Origin of the sequence: Lentzea aerocolonigenes, from assembly GCF_000955955.1 — a bacterium.
In the GTDB taxonomy this organism is placed as follows: domain Bacteria; phylum Actinomycetota; class Actinomycetes; order Mycobacteriales; family Pseudonocardiaceae; genus Lentzea; species Lentzea aerocolonigenes_A.
The window spans coordinates 1-19969 of sequence record NZ_JYJG01000018.1; the positions used below are offsets into that span (position 1 = coordinate 1).

19 protein-coding genes are annotated in these 19969 nt (G+C 70.1%); 15 read left to right on the forward strand and 4 right to left on the reverse strand.

Translation table 11 applies throughout. The annotated features are described in order from the left end of the window. The 3 genes from UK23_RS04350 to UK23_RS04360 form a co-directional block, all read left to right on the forward strand. On the forward strand, window positions 1–1262 hold a 1262-nt coding region (locus tag UK23_RS04350; protein WP_045310045.1), incomplete at its 5' end, for a glutamine amidotransferase-related protein. Continuing rightward, complete coding sequence (locus tag UK23_RS04355) at window positions 1259–1561, forward strand: hypothetical protein (protein WP_045310046.1); 303 nt, start codon at window positions 1259–1261, stop codon at window positions 1559–1561. The genes UK23_RS04350 and UK23_RS04355, both read left to right, overlap by 4 nt. Continuing rightward, window positions 1552–2172: a pyridoxal 5'-phosphate synthase gene (locus UK23_RS04360; RefSeq protein ID WP_045310047.1), complete on the forward strand. Its 621-nt coding sequence runs from the start codon at window positions 1552–1554 to the stop codon at window positions 2170–2172. The genes UK23_RS04355 and UK23_RS04360 overlap by 10 nt, the downstream gene beginning before the upstream one ends. A 48-nt stretch (window positions 2173–2220) precedes the next feature. Here UK23_RS04360 and UK23_RS04365 read toward each other — a convergent pair whose 3' ends face one another. Beyond that, entirely contained in the window at window positions 2221–2682 is a 462-nt protein-coding gene (locus UK23_RS04365) for a Rieske (2Fe-2S) protein (protein WP_045310048.1), read from the reverse strand. Window positions 2683–2888: 206 nt separating this feature from the next. Continuing rightward, window positions 2889–3725 carry a PhzF family phenazine biosynthesis protein gene (locus tag UK23_RS04370; RefSeq protein WP_045310049.1) on the reverse strand — a complete coding sequence of 279 codons (837 nt, stop codon included), beginning with the start codon at window positions 3723–3725 and terminating at the stop codon, window positions 2889–2891. Window positions 3726–3838: 113 nt separating this feature from the next. On the opposite strand from UK23_RS04370, the gene UK23_RS04375 reads away from it, so the two are divergent. From UK23_RS04375 to UK23_RS48245, 11 genes are all read left to right on the forward strand, one after another. Then, a complete protein-coding gene (locus UK23_RS04375) occupies window positions 3839–4306 on the forward strand; it encodes a PhzA/PhzB family protein (protein WP_045310059.1) in 468 nt (155 codons plus the stop codon). A 102-nt stretch (window positions 4307–4408) separates the two neighbouring features. Continuing rightward, window positions 4409–5023 carry a pyridoxal 5'-phosphate synthase gene (locus tag UK23_RS04380; RefSeq protein ID WP_045310050.1) on the forward strand — a complete coding sequence of 205 codons (615 nt, stop codon included), beginning with the start codon at window positions 4409–4411 and terminating at the stop codon, window positions 5021–5023. A 121-nt stretch (window positions 5024–5144) separates the two neighbouring features. Then, window positions 5145–5492: a hypothetical protein gene (locus UK23_RS04385; protein WP_045310051.1), complete on the forward strand. Its 348-nt coding sequence runs from the start codon at window positions 5145–5147 to the stop codon at window positions 5490–5492. Window positions 5493–5541: 49 nt separating this feature from the next. Beyond that, window positions 5542–6120, forward strand: coding sequence for a carbonic anhydrase (locus UK23_RS04390; RefSeq protein ID WP_045310052.1), 579 nt, complete (start codon window positions 5542–5544; stop codon window positions 6118–6120). A gap of 11 nt (window positions 6121–6131) precedes the next feature. Next, window positions 6132–7619, forward strand: a complete 1488-nt coding sequence (locus tag UK23_RS04395) for a SulP family inorganic anion transporter (RefSeq protein WP_231114367.1) — start codon at window positions 6132–6134, stop codon at window positions 7617–7619. A 101-nt stretch (window positions 7620–7720) separates the two neighbouring features. Further along, window positions 7721–8737: a LacI family DNA-binding transcriptional regulator gene (locus tag UK23_RS04400; RefSeq protein ID WP_330769850.1), complete on the forward strand. Its 1017-nt coding sequence runs from the start codon at window positions 7721–7723 to the stop codon at window positions 8735–8737. A 183-nt stretch (window positions 8738–8920) separates the two neighbouring features. Further along, entirely contained in the window at window positions 8921–9820 is a 900-nt protein-coding gene (locus UK23_RS04405) for a cellulose binding domain-containing protein (protein ID WP_196777601.1), read from the forward strand. A 169-nt stretch (window positions 9821–9989) separates the two neighbouring features. Further along, window positions 9990–11204, forward strand: a complete 1215-nt coding sequence (locus tag UK23_RS04410; protein WP_196777602.1) for an MFS transporter — start codon at window positions 9990–9992, stop codon at window positions 11202–11204. Beyond that, window positions 11201–12664, forward strand: coding sequence for an ABC transporter substrate-binding protein (locus UK23_RS04415; RefSeq protein WP_045310056.1), 1464 nt, complete (start codon window positions 11201–11203; stop codon window positions 12662–12664). Before UK23_RS04410 ends, UK23_RS04415 begins: the two co-directional genes overlap by 4 nt. Beyond that, window positions 12661–14379 (forward strand): ABC transporter permease subunit, encoded by a 1719-nt coding sequence (locus UK23_RS04420; RefSeq protein WP_045310057.1) that lies wholly within the window; start codon window positions 12661–12663, stop codon window positions 14377–14379. Before UK23_RS04415 ends, UK23_RS04420 begins: the two co-directional genes overlap by 4 nt. Before the next feature lie 74 nt (window positions 14380–14453). After that, window positions 14454–15416, forward strand: coding sequence for a cellulose binding domain-containing protein (locus UK23_RS48245; protein ID WP_156212765.1), 963 nt, complete (start codon window positions 14454–14456; stop codon window positions 15414–15416). Window positions 15417–15549: 133 nt separating this feature from the next. On the opposite strand, the gene ggt is transcribed toward UK23_RS48245, so the two are convergent. Together ggt and UK23_RS04435 are read right to left on the reverse strand one after the other, a co-directional pair. Then, window positions 15550–17322, reverse strand: a complete 1773-nt coding sequence (ggt, locus tag UK23_RS04430; RefSeq protein ID WP_052684348.1) for a gamma-glutamyltransferase — start codon at window positions 17320–17322, stop codon at window positions 15550–15552. Between the two features lie 261 nt (window positions 17323–17583). Then, complete coding sequence (locus UK23_RS04435) at window positions 17584–19026, reverse strand: RICIN domain-containing protein (RefSeq protein WP_052684349.1); 1443 nt, start codon at window positions 19024–19026, stop codon at window positions 17584–17586. Window positions 19027–19273: 247 nt separating this feature from the next. Here UK23_RS04435 and UK23_RS04440 point away from each other — a divergent pair. Continuing rightward, on the forward strand, window positions 19274–19969 hold a 696-nt coding region (locus tag UK23_RS04440), incomplete at its 3' end, for a FadR/GntR family transcriptional regulator (RefSeq protein WP_231114368.1).

The following is a 19969-nucleotide window of genomic DNA, read 5'->3' on the forward strand; positions in this document are numbered from 1 at the left end:
TCACGATGAACCCGATCAGCGGCACCTACCGGTATCCACCGGCCGGGCCGACGTTGTCGGGCGTGCTCGACTTCCTCTCCGACCACAAGGAGACGGACGAGCTCTACATGGTCCTCGACGAGGAGTTGAAGATGATGTCGCGCATCTGCGACCGCGTCCGGGTGATCGGTCCCCGCCTCAAGGAGATGGCGCGGCTCGCGCACACCGAGTACTTCATCGAGGGTGACTCCCGCGCGGACGTGCGGGACGTTCTGCGCGAGACGTTGTTCGCCCCCACGGTGACGGGCAGTCCCGTGGAGAACGCCTGCCGCGTCATCGCGCGCCACGAGCGAGCCGGCCGCGGCTACTACGGTGGTGTCGCGGCACTGATCGGCCGCGACACCACCGGCAGGCAGACGATGGACTCGGCCATCCTCATCCGGACCGCCGAGATCAGCCCGTCCGGCGGCATCCAGATCGGCGTCGGCGCGACGCTGGTGCGCCACTCCGACCCGGTCTCGGAGGTGGCGGAGACCCGCGCCAAGCTCGCCGCGCTGCTCGGCGCGCTGACCGAGCGCCCGGTGCGCTGGCAGGATCACCCCGAGGTGCAGGCCGCGTTGAGCAGGCGCAACACCCGGCTCGGCGCCTACTGGTTCGGCGGCCACGCTCCGCCACTGCACGGCGCGCTGGCAGGCAGGCGCGTGCTCGTGGTCGACGCCGAGGACACCTTCACGTCGATGATCGCGCAGCAGCTGCGGACGCTGGGACTCGACGTCGCGGTTCGCCGGTTCGACGAGGACTACTCAGCCTCGGACCACGACCTCGTCGTGCTCGGACCGGGGCCTGGTGATCCGCGCGAGACGGACCACCCGAAGATCGCGCATCTGGGCGATGCGGTGCGGTCGTTGCTGTGGCAGGGAATCCCGTTCCTCGCGGTGTGCCTGAGCCACCAGGTGCTGTGCCGGGTGCTCGGGTTCGAGCTCGTCCGGCGCGAGGTTCCGAGCCAGGGCGAACAACGGCAGATCGACCTGTTCGGCCGCCGGGAGGTGGTCGGTTTCTACAACACGTTCGCCGCGCGCAGCGGCCACGACCGCACCGACCACCCCACCTTGCCGGTCGAGATCAGCCGCGACCCGGACACCGGCGAGGTGCACGCGCTGCGCGGCAACGGTTTCGCGTCGGTGCAGTTCCACCCCGAGTCCGTGCTGACCGCGGACGGCCCGGCGATCCTGGGCGGGTTGCTCGCGTCGGTTCTGCCGGTGCCGGAGGTGCGCGCGTCGTGAAAGCCGTGATCGCGTGGTGGGACCTGGAGGGCCGCCCCGACGTCGCCGCACTGCGGGACTCCCTGTGGCAGGAAGGCATCCAGGCGTGGGCCGCGGTGGCAGGCCTCGTCGCGAAGTTCTGGATCTCCGACGGCTCCCGGTGGGGCGCCGTGATGGTCTTCGAGTCCGAGACAGCCGCACGGCAGGCCCTGCCACCCAACCGGGCGGCGCAGCTCATCGGCGCGCCGGCGCAGATGCGGCTCACGTTCGACGTCGAGGCCTTCGTCACCGGCACCCGAGGAGCGACACCATGGCTGTGAACGTGCAGTACACCCCAGCCGGCCCGGAGTTCACCCACCCGCCGGTCGATCCGGTGGCACTGCTGCGGAACTGGTTCGCTCAAGCCGTCGCGCACGGGGTCCGCGAACCCGGTGCGACCGCTCTCGCCACCGTCGCCGCCGACGGCACCCCCTCCAGCCGAATGATCCAGATCAGCCGAATCACCGGCCGCGGTCTGCTCTTCGCCACCCACGCGGGCAGTCGCAAGGGCAGGGAGATCGACCAGACCGGCCGGTGCTCAGGCGTGTTGTACTGGCGGGAGACCAACCAGCAGGTGACGTTCGGCGGGCGGGCCGAACCCGCGGACGAGACCGTCGCCGACGAACTGTGGGCGCCCCGCCCAGCGCTGTCCAACGCCATGTCGATCGCGACCAGGCAGAGCCAACCCCTTGCCCAGGAACACGAACTGCTGGAGCAGGCACTGCTGCTCACCACAGCCGGTGGTCCGCTGGTGCGGCCGCGGACCTGGCTCGCCTACGAGCTGGTGCTGTCCGAAGTGGAGTTCTGGCAGAGCAGCCCGGACGCGCTCTACCGACGCCTGCACTACCGCCACACCGACACGGGCTGGGCCTCTCAACGCCTCCAGCCGTAACCGCGCCCAGGTTTGGGATGAAGGGCGCATTCAACCACCGGCACCGGGTCAGGCCAGTACCACCTGAGCACCGTCGATCTTCACCGCGATCGCACGCAGACTCGCCGCGGCGGGGCCCTTCTTCACCGCGCCGTCCGCCGCCGTGAACTGGCTGCCGTGACCTGGGCAGGTCATGACCCCGTTAGCCGGAGCCCCGACCGTCACACCCTGATGGGTGCACGTCGCGTCGTAGGCCTTCACCTCGGTCGCGGAGACACGCGCGACGACGATTTTCCTGCCGCCTGGGTGATCGACCACCACTCCACCGCCCTCCGGCACGTCGGCGAGTGCCACGAGTGCTCCGCCGCCCACACCTGCCTGCCCGGTCGGCGCGGGCTGCGGCGTCGGCGTCGAACCAGCGCCTGAAGATCCGGCCGAAGCGCAGGCCGTCACCAGTCCGGCGGGCACCGCGACGGCGGCCATGATCCCGCACAGTGCCGACCGCCGACTGATCAAGTTGTCGCTGTTCATGACAAGTCCTCCGAGCGATTACGTGTTCTGGGCCACTTGGCGAGAATGTACGACAGTTTCAGCGATCCACAGTTCAAGAAGGAATCTTTCCGCAAAATGACGAGACCGTCCCAAGTGGACACGGAATCGTGAATTGCGGATCCCGCTGTCTCCCGTGTGGTCAGCACCTCGTCCGAAACCTGGGGACCCGCTTGCGATGAAGGGCCTCACGCGTAGAAGACGCCCCTGGCGACGACCACGGCGGAGCCCGCGGCCTCGACCTCGTCGATTTCCTCGCGTGTGCCGCGTGCGACCGCGTACATCGTGGACGGGCGGCCCATCTCGACACCCTGCCGGATCTCGATCTCCTCGCCGGAGGACAGCAGACCGTGCCGGATCAGATGCACTGCCAGCGGACCGGCAGCCGATCCCGTGGCCGCGTCCTCCGCCACCCCGTAGGCGGGCGAGAACATCCTGGTCCGCCAGTGCGTTCCGGCGTCGGCGAAGCAGTTGACCGCGACGTCGAGGTGGGCGGCCAGCGCGCGCTGGTCGGGCATCACCCTGGACAGCGCGGCGACGTCGGGCAGACCGACGTACACGTGCCGCGGGCCGTTGCGGTAGACCTCGACCGGCAGCGTCGAACGCTGAAGTCCCAGTGCCGCGAGCAGATCATCGGTCTGCCCGTACGGTGCCCAGGTCGGGTTGGGCTGTCGCATTCGCGCCGAGACGACCCGGCCACCGACTCGGTCCAGCCGGAACGGGATCGTGCCCATGTGCGTTTCCATCAGCAGCAGGTCGCCGGGAATCGACTCGGCCAGCGCGATCGCCGTGCCAAGAGTGGGGTGACCGGCGAACGGAAGTTCGTTGACCGGCGTGAAGATCCGCACCCGGACATCGCCGTCGTCCTGTGGCGGCAACACGAACGTCGTCTCGGAGAGGTTCATCTCGCGGGCGATCTCCTGCATCCGCTCCGCCGGAAGATCCCCGGCGTCCAGGAAGACCGCGACCGGATTGCCCCGCAGCGGGGTGTCGGTGAAGACGTCGACCACCACGTATTCGTGCATGTGCGCCAACGTATTGGCCGCGGCAGCCGAAGGGGAACAGGATGTCCAACTGCTCACCGTCCCAGTTGGACACCGGCTTGACGCCGCATCCGGCGTGCGGCGACGGTTGCGGCATGACGTTCACTGACGCGGCCGCACGACGACAGCGCAACCGGGCGGTGGTCGAGGACTACCTCAGCCGCTTCGGGGAGAACAGGCTCACCAGGTACCTGCTGTTCACCGAGGACGGCAGTGCTGGGCTCTACACCTCCGACACCTCGGAACCGATCGTGTCCCAGGGTCACGAGAAGCTCAAGGCGCACGGCGAGTGGTCGTTGCGGATGTTCCCCGACTGGAAATGGTTCAACATCGAGGTCTTCGAGACGCAGGATCCCGACCGGTTCTGGGCGGAGTGCGACGGCGAGGGCGAGATCCGCTACCCCGGTTACGCACCGGGGATCTACCGCAACCACTTCCTGCACTCGTTCGACTTCCGGGACGGGCTCATCGCCCGGCAACGCGAGTTCATGAACCCGTTCAACCAGTTGCGGTCGCTCGGCATCGACGTACCCACCATCAACAGAGGCGGCATCCCGACCTGACCGTCCGCGACTTGCGGACGTTCTTCCTCAACACACGCATTGCGCAACAGTGTTGATCTTTCGACCATGTAACGCGCGAGCACGACGTGGAGGAGCACCAGAATGACCGTGAACGTCCGGCACACCTACATCGGGCCGGAGTTCACCGTTCCGCCCGCCCAGCCGATTCCCCTGCTGCGCGACTGGTTCGCACTGGCCGTCGCGCGGGACGTCGATGAGCCCACCGCGATCGCGCTGAGCACCGTCGCCGCGAACGGCCGCCCGTCGAGCCGCACCGTGCACGTGCACCGGATCACCCACCGCGGCCTCGTCGTCACCACCCACGCGACCAGCCGCAAGGGACAGGAGATCGACCAGACCCGGCAGTGGTCCGGCGTGACGTACTGGCGGGAGACGAACCAGCAGATCACCTTCGGCGGCCACGTCGAGCCCGCCGACGCAGGGCTCGCGGACGTGTTGTGGCGGCAACGGCCGCCCTTGGCCCGGGCCATGTCGGCGACGACCGCGCAGAGTGAACCGCTGGCCGACCAGAAGTCGATGCTCGCCCGCGCCGCGGGCCGGTTGCGGATGCCACAGCCCCGGCCGCGCAGCTGGGTCGCGCACCACCTCGTGATCACCGAGGTGGAGTTCTGGCAGAGCAGCCCGGACGCCCTGCACCGGCGACTGCGCTACGACCTCACCGGCCGCGGCTGGACGTCGGTGCGACTGCAACCCTGACCCACTGCGAAAAACGCGGAACTTCGCCGGGAGAACGCGGGGGCCGATCCGGTGACCTCGACGGTGGCGCGATGATCACGAACGCCGGTATCATCGGTCCGCAGCCGTCGAAAGGGAGTTCGTGCGCGGAATCGTCATCGCGACAGTGCTCGCCCTGGCGTTTCTCGTGGCCCCCGTGGAGGCCGCGGTCGCCGCGGCCTCGTCGTCAGCTCCGGCGACCAGTTCCCACAACCGGATCCCGCTGCCGGACGACAAGAAGGAAGAACCACAGCGCAAGAAGAGCGAGTCGAGCACCAAGCTCACTCGCGGCGTGCTGTGCCGCTCCCGCGTCGCCACCGTCCGGCGCGTTCACAGTCCGGTGTGGACGGACGTGCTGGAGGAGCCGGCCGTCGAGCTCGACGTGCCGAAGCGCACCGAGCACCTCATCAGACTGTTGAGACCTCCCGCTCTGCAGGTGTTCCGGAACTGATCGGCGTGGATCGCCGAGAAACTCCGAACACCAGCACAGTGAGGAACTGATGAACTTCCAACTCCTGGTCGAGCGCGCCCGTGAGCACTCGGCCCGCCGGCCCGTGTCCGCGGGACGACGGCTCGCCACCGGACAGCAGCCCACCGCGTTGTTCGTCACCTGCGCGGACTCCAGGGTCGTGCCCAGCCAGATCACCGGAGCCGAAGCGGGAAGCCTCTTCGAGCTGCGCACCGCGGGCAACGTCGTGCCCCCGTACCGCCTCGACTCGCCGTCGAGCGAGACGGCGACGATCGAGTTCGCCGTGGTGCAGCTCGGGGTGTCCGAGGTGATCGTGTGCGGTCACTCGCACTGCGGCGCGGTCAGCGCGCTGCACGGGGCCGAGATCGGTCACCTGCCCGCCATGCGGAACTGGCTCACCGCGCACGGTCGCCCGGAAACGCCCGCACGACAGCCTGATCCGGCGCTGCGCGAGGAAGGACGCAGGCACGTCACCGCGCAGCTGACCACGCTGCTGGAGTACCCGTTCGTCCGCGATCGGGTCGACCGGGGCGAGCTGCGGGTGCACGGCTGGTTCTACGACATCGAGACAGGCGTGGTGCACACCGCTCCCGAGTTCCAGCCGCTGTGAGGGGAAGCAACGTGATCGCACTCGCGAACCGCTCCAGCGACCAGGGCAACGACGGCTCCCGCTGGACCACCACCTTCGGCAAGGATCTCGCTGCTTCGGCAGTCGTCTTCCTCGTCGCCCTTCCGCTCTGCGTCGGTGTCGCCGTCGCCTCCGGCGTGCCCGCCGAGCTCGGCATCGTCACCGGTGTCGTCGGCGGCATCGTCGTCGGGCTGCTGCCCGGCAGCACCATGCAGGTCAGCGGACCGGCGGCCGGGCTCACCGTGCTCGTCGCGGACACCGTCGCAAAGCACGGCATCGGCGCACTCGGCGTCATCGTGCTCGGTGCCGGACTGGTCCAGTTACTCCTCGGCGTGCTGCGCTGCGGCACGTGGTTCCGCGCGATCTCACCCGCGGTCGTGCAGGGCATGCTCGCGGGCATCGGCCTGGTGCTGATGCTCGGCCAGCTCTACCCGCTCATGGGCGGCACCCAGCCGCGTAGCACGTGGGACAAGGTCACCGGGCTGCCCTCGTTGGCGGCGAACGCCTTGACGACCACGAGCGGGCTCAGCACGCTCGGCGTCGGCGTGCTCACCATCGTCATCACCGTGCTGTGGCAACGCATGCCGTCTCGGGTGCGCGCGGTGCCCGGCGTTCTCGTCGGTGTCGTGATCGCGAGTGCGGTCGCGGTCCTTGCGGGGCTCGACGTGCAGCGGATCACCGTCGGGAACCTGGCCGCCGAGCTGCGCCTGCCGGACCTGTCGGTGCTCAACACCGGCGTTCTCGGCGCGGCACTGGTCTTCGCGCTCGTGTCGTCCGCGGAGAGCCTGTTCAGCGCCGCGGCCGTGGACCGCATGCACACGGGTTCGCGCACGCACTACAACCGGGAACTGATGGCGCAGGGCGTGGGCAACACGCTCTGCGGTCTCGTCGGCGCCCTGCCGATGACCGCCGTCATCGTCCGCAGTGCCGCCAACGTGCAGGCCGGTGCCCGTACCAAGGCCTCGCGGGTGCTGCACGGCGTGTGGCTGCTGCTGTTCGTGGTGTTGTTCCCCGCCGTGCTCGGGCTCATCCCGATCGCGGTGCTCGCCGGCCTCCTGGTCCACTCCGGCTGGAAGCTGCTCGGTCTCAAGAACGTGGCGACCATGCTGCGCACCGACCGGGCAGAGGGCGCCGTCCTGGTGCTGACCGCCGGCCTGATCGCCGGCACGGACCTGCTCACCGGCACGCTCGTCGGCCTGGGCGCCGCCGTCGCCAAGACCGCGTGGGACGTCTCGCGGCTCAGCGTCACGGTCAGCAGGCTCGGCGAGGACGACGAACTGGTGGTGCTGCGGGGGAACGCGACGTTCCTGCGGCTGCCCCGGCTGCTCGCGGCGCTCGAGCGGATCCCGCTGACGAAGCACGTCCAGCTCGACCTCACCGGCCTGCGCCATCTCGACCAGGCGTGCCGCGAGGCCATCGACCAGTGGGTCGACCGGCACCGGGCGGCCGGGCTCGACGTCGACGTGGTGACGTCCGGCTGACCGCGGTGGCGCCGGCCCCGGCCGGCGCCACCACCCCTCCGGAGAACGCCCGGCCGAGAACCACGCGCCGCGGATTACGATGATCGCCACCAGCCGAGGCGATCCGAGGGGCGTGCATGATCACCATCAAAGAGGTCGCCCACCACGCCGGTGTTTCCATGAGCACCGTGTCGTACGTGCTCAGCGGAAAACGGAGCATCTCAGAGGAAACAAAACGCCGCGTCGAGCAGAGCATCGTCGCGCTCGGTTATCACCCGAACGCCGGCGCGCGGGCGCTCGCGTCGAACCGCTCGCAGGTCCTCGGGCTGGTCGTGCCGTTGCGGTCCGACCACAACATGCCGGTCATCATGCAGTTCGTGTCGTCGATCGTCGCCTCGGCCCGCGACTTCGACTACGACGTGCTGCTGCTGACCAAGGAGGCGGGCCCCGGCGAGGCACACCGGATCGTCGCGCGGTCCATGGCGGACGCGATCGTCATGATGGACGTGGAGAGCGCGGATCCACGCGTTCCCGAACTGCGCGCGCTCGACGCGCCGGTGGTCCTGCTCGGCATGCCCGACGACCACGAAGGCCTGAGCTGCGTCGACCTCGACTTCGCCGCGGCGGGCAAGCAGATGGTGAACCACCTGGCCGACCTCGGGCACCGCTCGATCGCGCTGATCGGCTCGCATCCCTCCGTGTACGACCGCGGGACCAGCTACGCCGCCCGGCTGCTGGACGGGTTCCAGAGCGCGGCCTCCAAGCGGAACCTGTCCGCGTCGGTGCACTCGTGCGCCCCTGGCTACGACTCGGTCGCGGCGTGCCTGGACGACGTGCTGCGCCCGGACCGCGGCACCACCGGCCTGGTCGTGCACAACGAGGCGATCCTCGGTCAGCTGCTGCTCGACCTGCGACGCCGGTCGCTGGACGTGCCCACCGACCTGTCGGTGATCACGCTGTGCCCCGACGACCTCGCGGAGAGCCTGGCCGTGCCGCTCACCTCGATGGCCGTCCCCGCCCAGGAGCTGGGCGCGATCGCGGTGGAAATGGCGATGGCGAGGCTCGGGCAGGAGCTCGCGCCCGAGGTGCGTCTGCTCCAGCCGCGGCTCACCGAACGCGGGAGCACCACCGCTCTCTGACAACGATTTCTCGTGCCCGTTCGACAAAATTCGATTCGAATGGCGTCGAATGGCGGGTGAGGCGAATTACCCGGAAGTTCTTCCGCATTCGGCGTACCCGCCGTAGCCTGCCGGGACGAAGTCAGCCGTTCGGCCGAACTCGGGTTGGTTCGATCGCCGACGGCGCCTGGGCGCGGGGGAACGATGAGACGACTGCTGGGCGCTGTGCGCACAAGACCGCTCAGATGGATGTTGGTCGCCGCCGTGCTGGCGACCAGCGCGGCCGGCGCGTGCGGAGGCGGCGGCGAACAGACGTCCCCGCCCGCCTCCTCCACGACGACGACGCCCCCGTACCTCCCGGCGGTCATCGACCCTCCCAAGACCGCGTCGCCCGTGACCGTCCAGCAGGTCGTCGACGTGCGGACCGTGCGGCTCTCCGACGGTGCGGAGCTCAAGGTGCGGGGGCTCGCCGCGCCCGACGCGTGCTGGGCGGACGCGGCCGGCATGTTCGCGCGGACCATGCTGCTCGAGAAATCGGTGGAGGCGACGCCGGAGGGCTCGTTGCGGCTGGCCGACGGCACGGACTACGCGGTGCTCGCCGTCGAGCTCGGCATGGTGCGCAACGACGCGGCCGACGACCCCGCGATGAAGGAAGCCGAGGAGAAGGCGTCGGCCAGGAAGCTCGGCCGGTGGGGGCCGCCTTGCGTGCAGCCGAACACCGCCGCGCCGGTCACCTCGCGACCCGGTGGCACCACCACGGCCCCGCCCGCCCCGAAGCCGGTGACCGGATGTTCCGTCGAGTACCGCGTCACGAACACGTGGCCCGGCGGGTTCCGCACCGACGTCACCATCCGCAACACCGGCACGACGGACGTCACCGGCTGGACCCTGGTGTGGAAGTTCCCGAGCGGCCAGACGGTGTCGGAGATGTGGAACGCGACGCCGAAGCAGTCCGGTCCGGAGGTCTCCGCGACCGCCATGCCGTACAACCAGGCGATCGCCCGCGGGGAGTCCGTGCTGATGGGATTCACCGGCAGCGGCAGCGGCGGCAATTCGACCCCGGGCGCGTTCAGCCTCAACGGATTCTCCTGCACGCGCGCCTGAACAGCCGACATATTCAACAATAGCCATTGCGCAATATGTGCTCCATCTCTCTCACGCAACTCCGAAAAGCGGGGAAGTTCTTCTTCTTTTTCCCGACGGGCATTGGTTAGGCTCAATTTCCACCTAACGTTGCCGCTCGGCGGTTGATCAGAGATGAGCGGAGTTCGTTGTGGGGGCGGCACTTGAGCGCGCGCGAATGCTGGGACGACTGAGCTCGCTCAGCCCGGTGGCGCGGCTGCTCGTCGGCAGCCAGTTGCTGTTCAACATCGGTTTCTACCTGGTCATCCCGTACCTCGCCGGTCACCTGGCCGGTGACCTGGGGCTCGCGGGCTGGGTGATCGGCCTGGTGCTCGGGTTGCGGACGTTCAGCCAGCAGGGCCTGTTCGTCGTCGGCGGCACGCTCACCGACCGGTTCGGGCCGAAACCCTCGATCCTCGCGGGCTGTGCCGTGCGGGTGGCAGGGTTCGCGGTGCTCGCGTTCGCGTCGTCCCTGCCCGGGGTGCTGGCGGGTGTCGTGCTCGTCGGGGTGGCCGGAGCGTTGTTCTCCCCCGCCGTGGAGGCGTCGCTGGCTCGCGAGACGCAGCCGGATCGGCGTGCCGACGTGTTCTCGGTCTTCGCGGTGTCCGGCGAGATCGGTGCGGTCACCGGCCCTCTGCTCGGCGTGGTGCTGGCCGGTCAGTTCCGCGCCGCCTGTCTCGTCGGCGCGGCGCTGTTCACCGCGATCGGGATGCTGCACGCGCGCTTCCTGCCCAGGACGCCGGGAGAGCACCGCGCGGAACCGGTGCTGGAAGGCTGGCGGGAAGTGCTGCGCAACAAGACCTTCCTGGTGTTCGCCGCCGGCTACTCCGCCTATCTCGTGTCCTACAACCAGCTCTACCTGGCACTGCCGGTCGAGCTGAACCGCGTCGCCGCCGGCCCGAGGTCGCTGGGGCTGCTGTTCGCGCTCGCCTCCGCGCTGATCATCTGCTGCCAGCTGCCCGTGTCCGCGTTCGGCCGCAGGGTGCTCGGCAGGACCGGCGCCCTCATCGGCGGGTTCGTCCTCATCGGACTCGCGTTCGCCGTCGTCGCGGCGCGCCCGCCAGGCGTCAGCGGAGCCGTCGCCTTCGTGGTGCTGCTCGTCGTCGGCCAGATGCTCGCTGTGCCGCAGGCGAAAGAGCTGGTTCCCGCGCTCGCGGGCGAACGCAGGCTCGGCACCTACTTCGGCGTGCTGGCAACGGCTGGCGGGGTGGCCGTGCTGGTCGGCAGCACGGCCAGCGGGGCCCTGCTCGAGCACGGCCGCGTCGCGTGGGTCCTGCTCGCACTGCTTCCACTGGCGGGGGCCTGCGTGCTCGCCGCTCTCGCGCGCTCCGGCGCGTTCTCCGAAACACCGAAAGGCCGGAAATGACATCACGACGGGCACTCCTCGTCACCGCCCTGGCGGCAGTGTGCGGGCTGACCGCAGGCTGCTTCACGGGTGCGGCTTCCCAAGGCCCGCAACGGTTGCGCATGGCGCTGCCGTTCCCGCCCGCCCAGGCGATGTCGCCCTGGAACAACGACGGCCCGCTGCTCACCAAGCTCGGCATCGCCGAGACGCTGGTCGGACTCGACCGCTCCGGCCGGGTGGAGCCGTTGCTCGCCGAGAGCTGGACGCGGAAGTCGGGCACCGAGTGGAGCTTCCACCTCAGGACCGGCGTGAAGTTCCACGACGGCACCCCGCTCACCGCCCAGGCCGCAGCCGACGCGCTGAACCGCGCGGCGCACGCCAGCCCGGTGCCGCGAGCGGTCAAGAGCCTCGGCCTCGTGGCTCAGGCCCACGGCGACCTCGACCTGACGGTGACGACCGCGAAGCCGGACCCCACCGTGCCGCAACGGTTGTCCTCGCCGAACCTCGTCGTGCTCGCTCCCGGTGCTTACACCGGCAAGAGCCCGGACCCGCGCAACGCCGGCACCGGCCCGTTCGTCCTGCGGGAGCTGAAGGGTGAGGAAAGCGCTTCTCTCGACGCGTTCCCCGGCTACTGGGCAGGTGCCCCCCTGCTGTCCGGAGTGGACGCCCGGTTCATCCCGGACGGTCAGACGCGAACGGCCGCGCTCCGGGCGGGCGAGGTCGACGTGGCGGCGACCCTGCCGGTGTCCACAGCGGACAACCTCGACCGCATCGAGGTGCCGCTGCCCAGGGTCGTGTCCCTGTCGCTGAACACCACCAAGGGATCGTTCGGCGATCCCGGGTTGCGCGCCGTCGCCAGGAGCGCCGTCGACCAGGGCGCGCTCGCCCGTGGCGTCTACGAGTCCCACGCGGACGCCGCCCGCGGCCTCCTCGGCCCGGCGACGCCGTGGGCGAGGACCCCGGCGTCGCTTCCGGTCTCCGATCGCGTGGCGACCGGCGAGAAGGTGGTGCTCGCGACCATCAGCGACCGGCCGGAACTGCCCGAGGTCGCGTCCGTCGTCGCGGAAGCACTGCGGCGCAAGGGGTTCCAGGTCGAGCAGGTCGTCCGGCAGTACAACCAGCTGGAAGCCGACGTGCTCGCCGGCCGGTTCGACGCGGTGATCCTCTCCCGGTCGTACGTGCTCGACAGCGGCGATCCGGCCGCCTATCTCGACACCGACTTCAGCTGCACGGGTTCCTACAACCTGTCGAAGCTTTGCTCACCCGAGGTCGACGCGGCCATCGCCAAGGCCGTCACCGCCGAGGATCCCGCCACCCGTGAACAGGCCACGCTCGACGCGCAGGCGGCCGTGCTCGCGACCTCGGCGGTGGTGCCGCTGGTGCACGAGCGCACCTTCATCGGACACTCCGGCACCGTTCGCGAGCTCGCCGAGGACCCGTACGAACGTCGCCTCGTGACGCGCTCGACGACGCGAGGATGACCGGACGCCTCACCGCCGTCGCCGGCCGCTGGGCCGTCGTCGCGGCGTTCGTCGCGGGCGTCACCGCGGTGCTGGGTCTCCTGCCGCTGATCTCGGGCAGGGACCCGGCGCTCACGGTGCTGCGGGCGAGGTCGACCGAGCGCGAACCCGACGCCGAGGCATTGGCTGCCGTGCGCCGGGAACTCGGGCTCGACGCGGGTCCGGCCGGTCTGCTGCGCCAGTGGTTCTCCGGCGCGGTCCACGGCGACTTCGGACGGTCCTGGGTCTCCGGCGAACCCGTCGGCGCACGGGTGGCGGAGGCGCTCGGCGTGTCCGCCACGCTCACCGCGTTCGCCGTGCTCGTCGCCATCGCCGTCATGGCGCTGCTCGTCACGCGGACCCTCGTGCGGGCGGTGAACGGCCGTCGCGACGACAGCCGCAACGGTGTCGCGGCGGTGCTCGCCGGCCTGCCCGAGTTCGTCCTCGGCGCGCTGTTCGTAGTGCTGTTCGCCGTGCGGCTGCGATGGCTGCCCACATCCGGGTGGAACGACCTGGGCAACGCGGTGCTGCCCGCCGTCGCGCTCGGCATTCCGGCGGGCGCCGTGCTCGGGGTGATCGCCCGCGACGCCGTCCGGGACGCGGCGAGCGCGCCGTGGCTGCGAGCGTGGACCGCGGCGGGCATCCGTCGTCGCGTGATCGGTCTCGCGGTGCTGCGCAGGGCCTCGTCCGTGGTGGCCGAGCAGCTCGGGCTGCTGTTCGCCGGGCTCTTCGGCGGAGCGGCCGCGGTGGAGGTGGTGTTCGCGGTGCCGGGCATCGGCAGGCTCGCGGTCAACGCCGCGATCGCACAGGACGTTCCCGTCGTGCGGACCTGCGTGCTGGTGATCCTCGTGGTCGGCGTGGCCGCGAGCGGGATCGGCGGGCTGGCCCGGCGGGTGCTGCTCGGTCCTGCTGCCGAGGCTGAGGCACTGACGACCGCACCACCCGCGTCACGACTGTCGTCACGGCCGTGGAGGTGGATCCTCGCGATAGTCGTCGCCGCCGCCGTGATCGCGTACGGACTGTGGCGCGACCCGTTCGCGGTGGAACTGACAGCCCGTCTGCAGCCACCTTCTCTGACACACCCGATGGGCACCGACGCGCTGGGACGCGATGTGCTGGCCAGGTTGAGCCACGGCGCCGTGCACACCGCTCTGCTCGCACTGGCCGTAACCGTGACAACCGCGATCATCGGCGTGCTGGTCGGCCTGGCGGCGAGACGACCGTCCGCGGCCGCCGCGCTCGTGAACGCGTTGCCCGCGGTGGTGATCGCGCTCGTCTTCGCCGCGACGGCAGGCCCAGGCTGGTCGGGCGCGGTGGCAGCCGTCGTCGCCACCGGCTGGGCACCTCTCGCCGGTCACGCCCGCTCGCTGGCGGCCGAACAACGCGACAGCAGCTACCTCGTCGCGTCCCGCGCACTCGGCGCTTCCTCCTGGCACCTCACCACGAGACACGTGCTGCCGGCGATCGTGCCCGCGGTGGTGCGCAACGCCTGCGTGCGCTTGCCCTCCGTCGCACTGGCGCTGGCCACGCTCGGCTATCTCGGGCTCGGCGCCCAGCCGCCCGAGCCGGAATGGGGACTGCTGATCGCGGAGGGAATGCCGTACGTCGAACGCGCGCCGTGGACAGTGCTGTTCCCCGCGGCGGGACTCATCGCGCTCGGCCTGGCGGCATCGTCGCTGGCAACCCGCGTGCGGTGAGGGGTTCTCCTGAGTTTTCCGGGAACTCCGGAACCTTCCGTTCGTGACGCCGTGCGCCATCTAGCTTCTCGGCAATGAGGCCACCGCAGTTGACCATCGCCACTCTGGCCGTTTCCGTGCTGTCGGCCGGATGTGCCGGCGGCAACTCCGCCCCGCTGCCGGAGCCGCCGCCCACGACGACCCTGCCGCCGATGCCGGAGGGCTCGATCGAGGTGACGGTGAAGGAGGTGAAGGATGGCAGGACCGTGCTGCTGTCCAACGGCTCCCAGATCCGCATCACCGGACTCGCCGAGCCGGGCGCGTGCTGGGCTGAGTCAGGTGCGGCGTTCGCCAAGACCACGTTGCTGGACAAGACGGTCCGCGTCACCGAGTCCACACCGGACGCATCGCCCCTGTGGCTGCCCGACGGCACCGACTACGCGCTCCTCGCCGTGGGCGCGGGCGTGATGCGCACGGACTCCGGCGACTACCCGGCGTTCAAGCAGGCCGAACAGACCGCGGCGAGCAGCACGCTGGGCCTGTGGGGACCGCCCTGCAACGCTCAGCCCGCCGCCGTACCGCCACCGGCGACGACGGCCACCACACCACCACCGCCGGCACCGGCCGTTGCCCTGCCCGCACCCAGGACCCCACCCAGGACTCCGGCGAAGACGCAGAAGCCGGCCGCGACCCCCGCGCCGCCGCCCCCCGTTCCTCCTGCTCCCCCGGCGCCCACCTACGGCTGCCGGGTCACCTACCGGGTCACGAACCAGTGGAACGGCAGCTTCCGCACCGACGTGACGATCACCAACACCGGCTCGGCCCCCGTCAACGGCTGGACGCTGACCTGGGTCTTCGGCGCGGGTCAGGCCGTCAAGGAGATGTGGAACGCGACCTACCGCCAGTCAGGTGGCTGGGTCGGCGCCACGAACGCCGGCTACAACCCGGCGATCCCGCCCGGTGGTTCGGTGCTGATCGGGTTCACCGCCACGAACGGGCCGAACAACCCGGCTCCTGGTGGGTTCTCGCTCAACGGCCGTTCCTGCGTCGCCGGCTGACCTGTTCGCCTTGCTGCGGGCGCCCTCTCCACTGTGGAGGGAGCGCCCGCAGGCGTTCAGGCGCGGAAGTGGTGATGCCGCGGCAGACGGGACGTGGTGTCCACCGCCTGCCGCGGCACGTCTGGTGAACCGGTCAGCCGGTGCGGACCACGCGGGCCGCTCCCCCGCCGCGCCGGGACGGTTCGGCCACCGCACGCCAGCGCCCGTCCGGCAGCCGTTCGATCGCGGTCGCCGCACCGATGTCGGCGACCTGGCTGAACCGGTGACCGAGCCTGCCGAGCCCTTCCGCCTGCGCGGACGCGAGGAACGCCGCCTCTGCCGGCGTCACGGCCGAGTTGCGCTGCGACGCCCGCGGTGCCCTGATCGCGTCGAGCAGCGAGAGCTTGCGGTCGACGTGCAATGTGAGGATCTGCGTGACCGTGGTGATGATCGTCGCACCGCCGGGCGAACCGACCACGAACGCGAGCTCGCCGCGGTCGAGCACGATGGTGGGCGCCATCGACGAGCGCGACCGCTTGCCGGGGCCGGGCAGGTTCGGGTCCGGCACACCCGGCGTGACGGGGACGAAGCTGAAGTCGGTCAGCTCGTTGTTGAGCAGGAAACCGCGGCCGGGCACCACGATGCCGCTGCCGCCCTCCGCCTCGACGGTGAGGGTGTAGCTCACCGCGTTGCCCCAGCGGTCGGTGACGACGAGGTGCGTGGTGTTCTCCGCGTCCTGGCGCGTCGGCGAGGCCTGAGCCGCCGCACCACACGGCCTGGGGTCGTGCGGGTCGCCCGCGGCAACTGGCGCCGGCAGGACGGCACCGGGGTTGATCAGGCACGCACGACTGTCGGCGAACCGTTGCGACAACAGGGCATCGGTCGGGACGCGCGAGTAGCGGGGATCACCGACCCAGCGGTTGCGGTCGGCGAAGGACAACTTCGTGGCCTCGATGAACCGGTGCAGGTGGTCCACATCGGACATCTTCGACAGGTCGGTGGACTCCAGGATGTTCAGCGCCTCGCCGACCGTCGTGCCGCCGCCTGACGACGGTCCCGTGCTGTACACGTCGAGACCGCGGTAGCCGACGTGAGTGGCCTGTCGTTCCTCGACGCGGTAGCGCGCCAGGTCGAGCAGCGACATCTTCCCGGGACGCACGTTGCGGGTGGCACCAGGCATGACAGGCGGGTGCTGCACGGTCCGCACGACGTCCCGTCCGATGGGCCCGCCGTGCAGCGAGGCGAGTCCGGTGCGCGCCAGTTCGCGGTAGGTGTCCGCGAGCTCGGGGTTGCGGAACACGCTGCCCACGGCGGGAGGCTTGCCGCCGGGCAGGAACAGGTCGCGCGTCGAGGTGAAGTCGCCGAACCGGTCGGCGTTGTTCGCGATCTGCGTCTGGAACGTCTGGTCGACCACGAACCCGCGGCGGGCCAGGTCCTGCGCGGGCGCCATCGCCTCACGCAGACTGGTCGTGCCCCACTTGCGCAGCGCCTGTTGCCACGTCCTGGGTGTGCCCGGCACGCCCACCGCCAGACCGCTGGTCATGGCCTCGGCGAACGGCAACGGGCTGCCGTTCTCCACGAACAGGTTCTCGTCCGCCGCGTGCGGGGCGGTCTCCCTTCCATCCAATGTGGACACACGGCCGGTGTGTGCGTCGTAGTAGACGAAATAGCCTCCGCCGCCGATGCCCGCGGAGAAGGGATCGGTGACACCGAGCGCGGCGGCGGTGGCCACGGCGGCGTCGACGGCGTTCCCGCCCCGGCGCAGCACGTCGATCCCGATCTGGGTGGCGTCGGGGTCCACACTGGACACCGCACCGCCGTGTCCGGTCTGTTCCGGCAACCTCGGCGGGGTGGCGGGACCGGCATGGGCGGTGGGTGTCAGCAACACCGTGGTCAGCACAAGGGACATGCCCGTCCTCAGCAACATGCCCCTCTCCTACCCAGGTTTCCGCACCGATGGCAAGAACTTGAGGTAGAACTGAGGTCAGCAGGCGGCGAAGACCGGGTTCGAGCAGCACCACAGGTCTAGTTCGGGCACGACGCGGCGACGGCAGAACAACGCGAGAAGTCTTCACATACCTTGGACATGACAACACCGTGCACACAACGCAACCAGTCCATTGTGGAACGGCGTTCGAGTCGAATTCGACCGTGCCTTCGTCGAACGCCAACCCTCACGCCGCTCCCGTCAGCCAGCCGCGACGAACCGCCATTGCTGGTTCGCGCTACCGCTGTCACTCCACTGCCCGAGCGTGGCGGCGGCGGACGTACGGCCCATGCCGTCGAGGTAGAGGCCGGTGGCGCGGTTCCTGATGCGCACGTCGTTGCCCCTGCTCTTGCCCGTGACCACCATCCACTGCTGGCTCGTCGCGGTGCCGCCCGCGCGCTGGCTCACCTCGGAGCCGTTGGACGAGCGCCCGGCTCCGTCGAGGTAGAGGCCGGTGACCGCGTTCTTGAGCCGGACGTGCGAGCCCGCGTTCTCGACGATCCACCGCTGACTCGTGCTGGTACCGCCGGTGCCCTGGCCCGCGGCGGAGTCGGTGGTGCGTCCGAGGCCGTCGACGTACCAGCCGGTGCCGATGTTGCGGATCTCGACCGTCGTGCTGCCGGCGTCGCCCACACCCCAGGAGTAGCGCAACCGTTGCAGTCCCGAAGGGTTCGTCAGCGACAGCGCGATGTTCTGACCGCTGCCGGTTTTCGTCGTCAGGCTGTACCAGTCGCCGTCGCGCAGGCCGGGCCAGTACACGCCGCCCATCCCGAGTTCGCGCAGCTTCGCGCTGACACCCCGGATGTAGTCGGCCATGTACGACCCGCTGGGGATGCTGTAGTCGATGGCGTCGAAGTACACGCCGTTCTTGGTGCCCGGCCCCATCGCGCCGCCCCACTCGGTGGCGATGGTGCGGCTCGCGTAGCCGCCGATGTAGCTCGCGATGTGGTTGCCCCACTCGGTTTCGCTCTCGTATCCCGCGAAGAACGAGTAGTCGTGCACCGCGAGCAGCGTGCCGTTCAGCCTGCTGTCGTTGCCGACCGCGGGAACGTTCTGGGCGAGACCGGCGCCGTCGAGGACCACCCTGCCGCGCGGGACGCCCGAGTACCTGGCGAGCCAGCCGTTGTACATGTTGTTCAGGTCGGCCGTGCTGTAACCGTGCGGCTCGTTGATGACCTCGAAGTAGGCGTTCGGGTTTCCGCCGTACTTGGCGATCACCTTGTCCCACATCTGGTTGAACGCCGTCATGTTCGGCGGCCGGCCGCCGGTGTGCGCCCAGTACGCGAAGATCACGTTGCCCTTGGTGAGCGCGGTGTCGAGCGCGCCGGTGTAGGTGCCCCAGTAGTTCGCCACGGTCGGCTCGTTGATCGGGATCCGCACCGTGTTGGCGCCGGTGATCGAGTACAGCTGACCGACGACCCGGTCCGCGACGACGGCCGCCGAGGAGTAGGTGTCCGAGGCGCTGAGCCCGGAGGGGTACAGCACCCCGTTGACGAAGTTGTCCCTCTGGTCGGCCCAGTTCACGCCCCTGAACTGGGCCGTGGAGGCCTGTGCGGGGTTCGAGACGCTGGTGACCAGGCCGGCGGCGAGCAGCACCGAGGCCAGCAGCCGTAGGGCGGAAAGCGCTTTCCAACGAAGACTCATCGGCTGCTCCACTGCAGTCTGTCACTCATCGCGACCAGTCGGGTGCGGGCTGTGCCCGGTGGTATAAGAGCAGCCGGGCGAAGAGGGCGTCAAGCAAAATGAGCATGCTTATCCGCTGCTTCGTTGCCCGCCTGATCACGTCGCTGACCACGTTCGATTCCCGATCGATGGCTTGTCCTGCCCGTTCGACGCGCATGTATCCTGGTTCGACGATCCAAAAAGTCGTACTCATGAAGGAGCCGTCTCGGTGGATGCCGAAGCCGCGCACGTGTCCCCCGCCCCCTACCGGCCGGGCTACGAGCGGGTGGCCGAGCGGATCCTGCAGCTGATCGCCGAGCTCGAGCTGCGTCCCGGCGACCGCATGCCGACCGAGAACGAGCTGGCCGCGCAGATGGGGACCAGCCGCACGGTGGTGCGCGAGGCCGTGAAGATCCTCTCGGCACTGGGCAGGGTGCGCGCACACAAGGGCCGCGGGCTCTACGTGGCCGACGACGAGGGAATGCTGGGGTCCCCGCGGCTGGGCGGTTTCTTCCTGCCGACCGACCTCGACCACGTCTACATGCTCTTCGAGTTCCGCCGGGTCCAGGAGAGCGCCGCCGCGAGGCACGCCGCGACCCGCGCCACCCCCGCTGAGCTGCGCGCCATCGAGGTCGCAGCCGAGCTGTGCCGGGAAGGCCACGAGACGGGCCAGGGGGCGCTGTTCGACCGCGGCGACGACGAGTTCCACCTGGCCGTCGCCGCGGCCTCGCACAACCAGTTCCTCGTCGCGGCGGTGCGCGAAGCCCGCCGGCTGCAGCGCCAGTCCAACATCATCGGGCTGCAGGGCGCGGTCGGCAGCCACACCGCGGAGGCCGTGCAGGAGCACGCCGCGATCTACCGCGCCATCCGCGACGGCGACGAGGCCGCTGCCGCCGGAGCCGCGGCCGCGCACGTGGACCGGACC

Bases quoted from the DNA above. Each gene is read 5' to 3' on its own strand.
- UK23_RS04360 (WP_045310047.1), top strand. From the start codon at position 1,552: ATGGCTGTGAACGTGCAGTACACCCCAGCCGGCCCGGAGTTCACCCAC.
- UK23_RS04365 (WP_045310048.1), bottom strand. From the start codon at position 2,682: ATGAACAGCGACAACTTGATCAGTCGGCGGTCGGCACTGTGCGGGATC.
- UK23_RS04370 (WP_045310049.1), bottom strand. From the start codon at position 3,725: ATGCACGAATACGTGGTGGTCGACGTCTTCACCGACACCCCGCTGCGG.
- UK23_RS04375 (WP_045310059.1), top strand. From the start codon at position 3,839: ATGACGTTCACTGACGCGGCCGCACGACGACAGCGCAACCGGGCGGTG.
- UK23_RS04380 (WP_045310050.1), top strand. From the start codon at position 4,409: ATGACCGTGAACGTCCGGCACACCTACATCGGGCCGGAGTTCACCGTT.
- UK23_RS04390 (WP_045310052.1), top strand. From the start codon at position 5,542: ATGAACTTCCAACTCCTGGTCGAGCGCGCCCGTGAGCACTCGGCCCGC.
- UK23_RS04405 (WP_196777601.1), top strand. From the start codon at position 8,921: ATGAGACGACTGCTGGGCGCTGTGCGCACAAGACCGCTCAGATGGATG.
- UK23_RS04415 (WP_045310056.1), top strand. From the start codon at position 11,201: ATGACATCACGACGGGCACTCCTCGTCACCGCCCTGGCGGCAGTGTGC.
- UK23_RS04420 (WP_045310057.1), top strand. From the start codon at position 12,661: ATGACCGGACGCCTCACCGCCGTCGCCGGCCGCTGGGCCGTCGTCGCG.
- UK23_RS48245 (WP_156212765.1), top strand. From the start codon at position 14,454: ATGAGGCCACCGCAGTTGACCATCGCCACTCTGGCCGTTTCCGTGCTG.
- ggt (WP_052684348.1), bottom strand. From the start codon at position 17,322: ATGTTGCTGAGGACGGGCATGTCCCTTGTGCTGACCACGGTGTTGCTG.
- UK23_RS04435 (WP_052684349.1), bottom strand. From the start codon at position 19,026: ATGAGTCTTCGTTGGAAAGCGCTTTCCGCCCTACGGCTGCTGGCCTCG.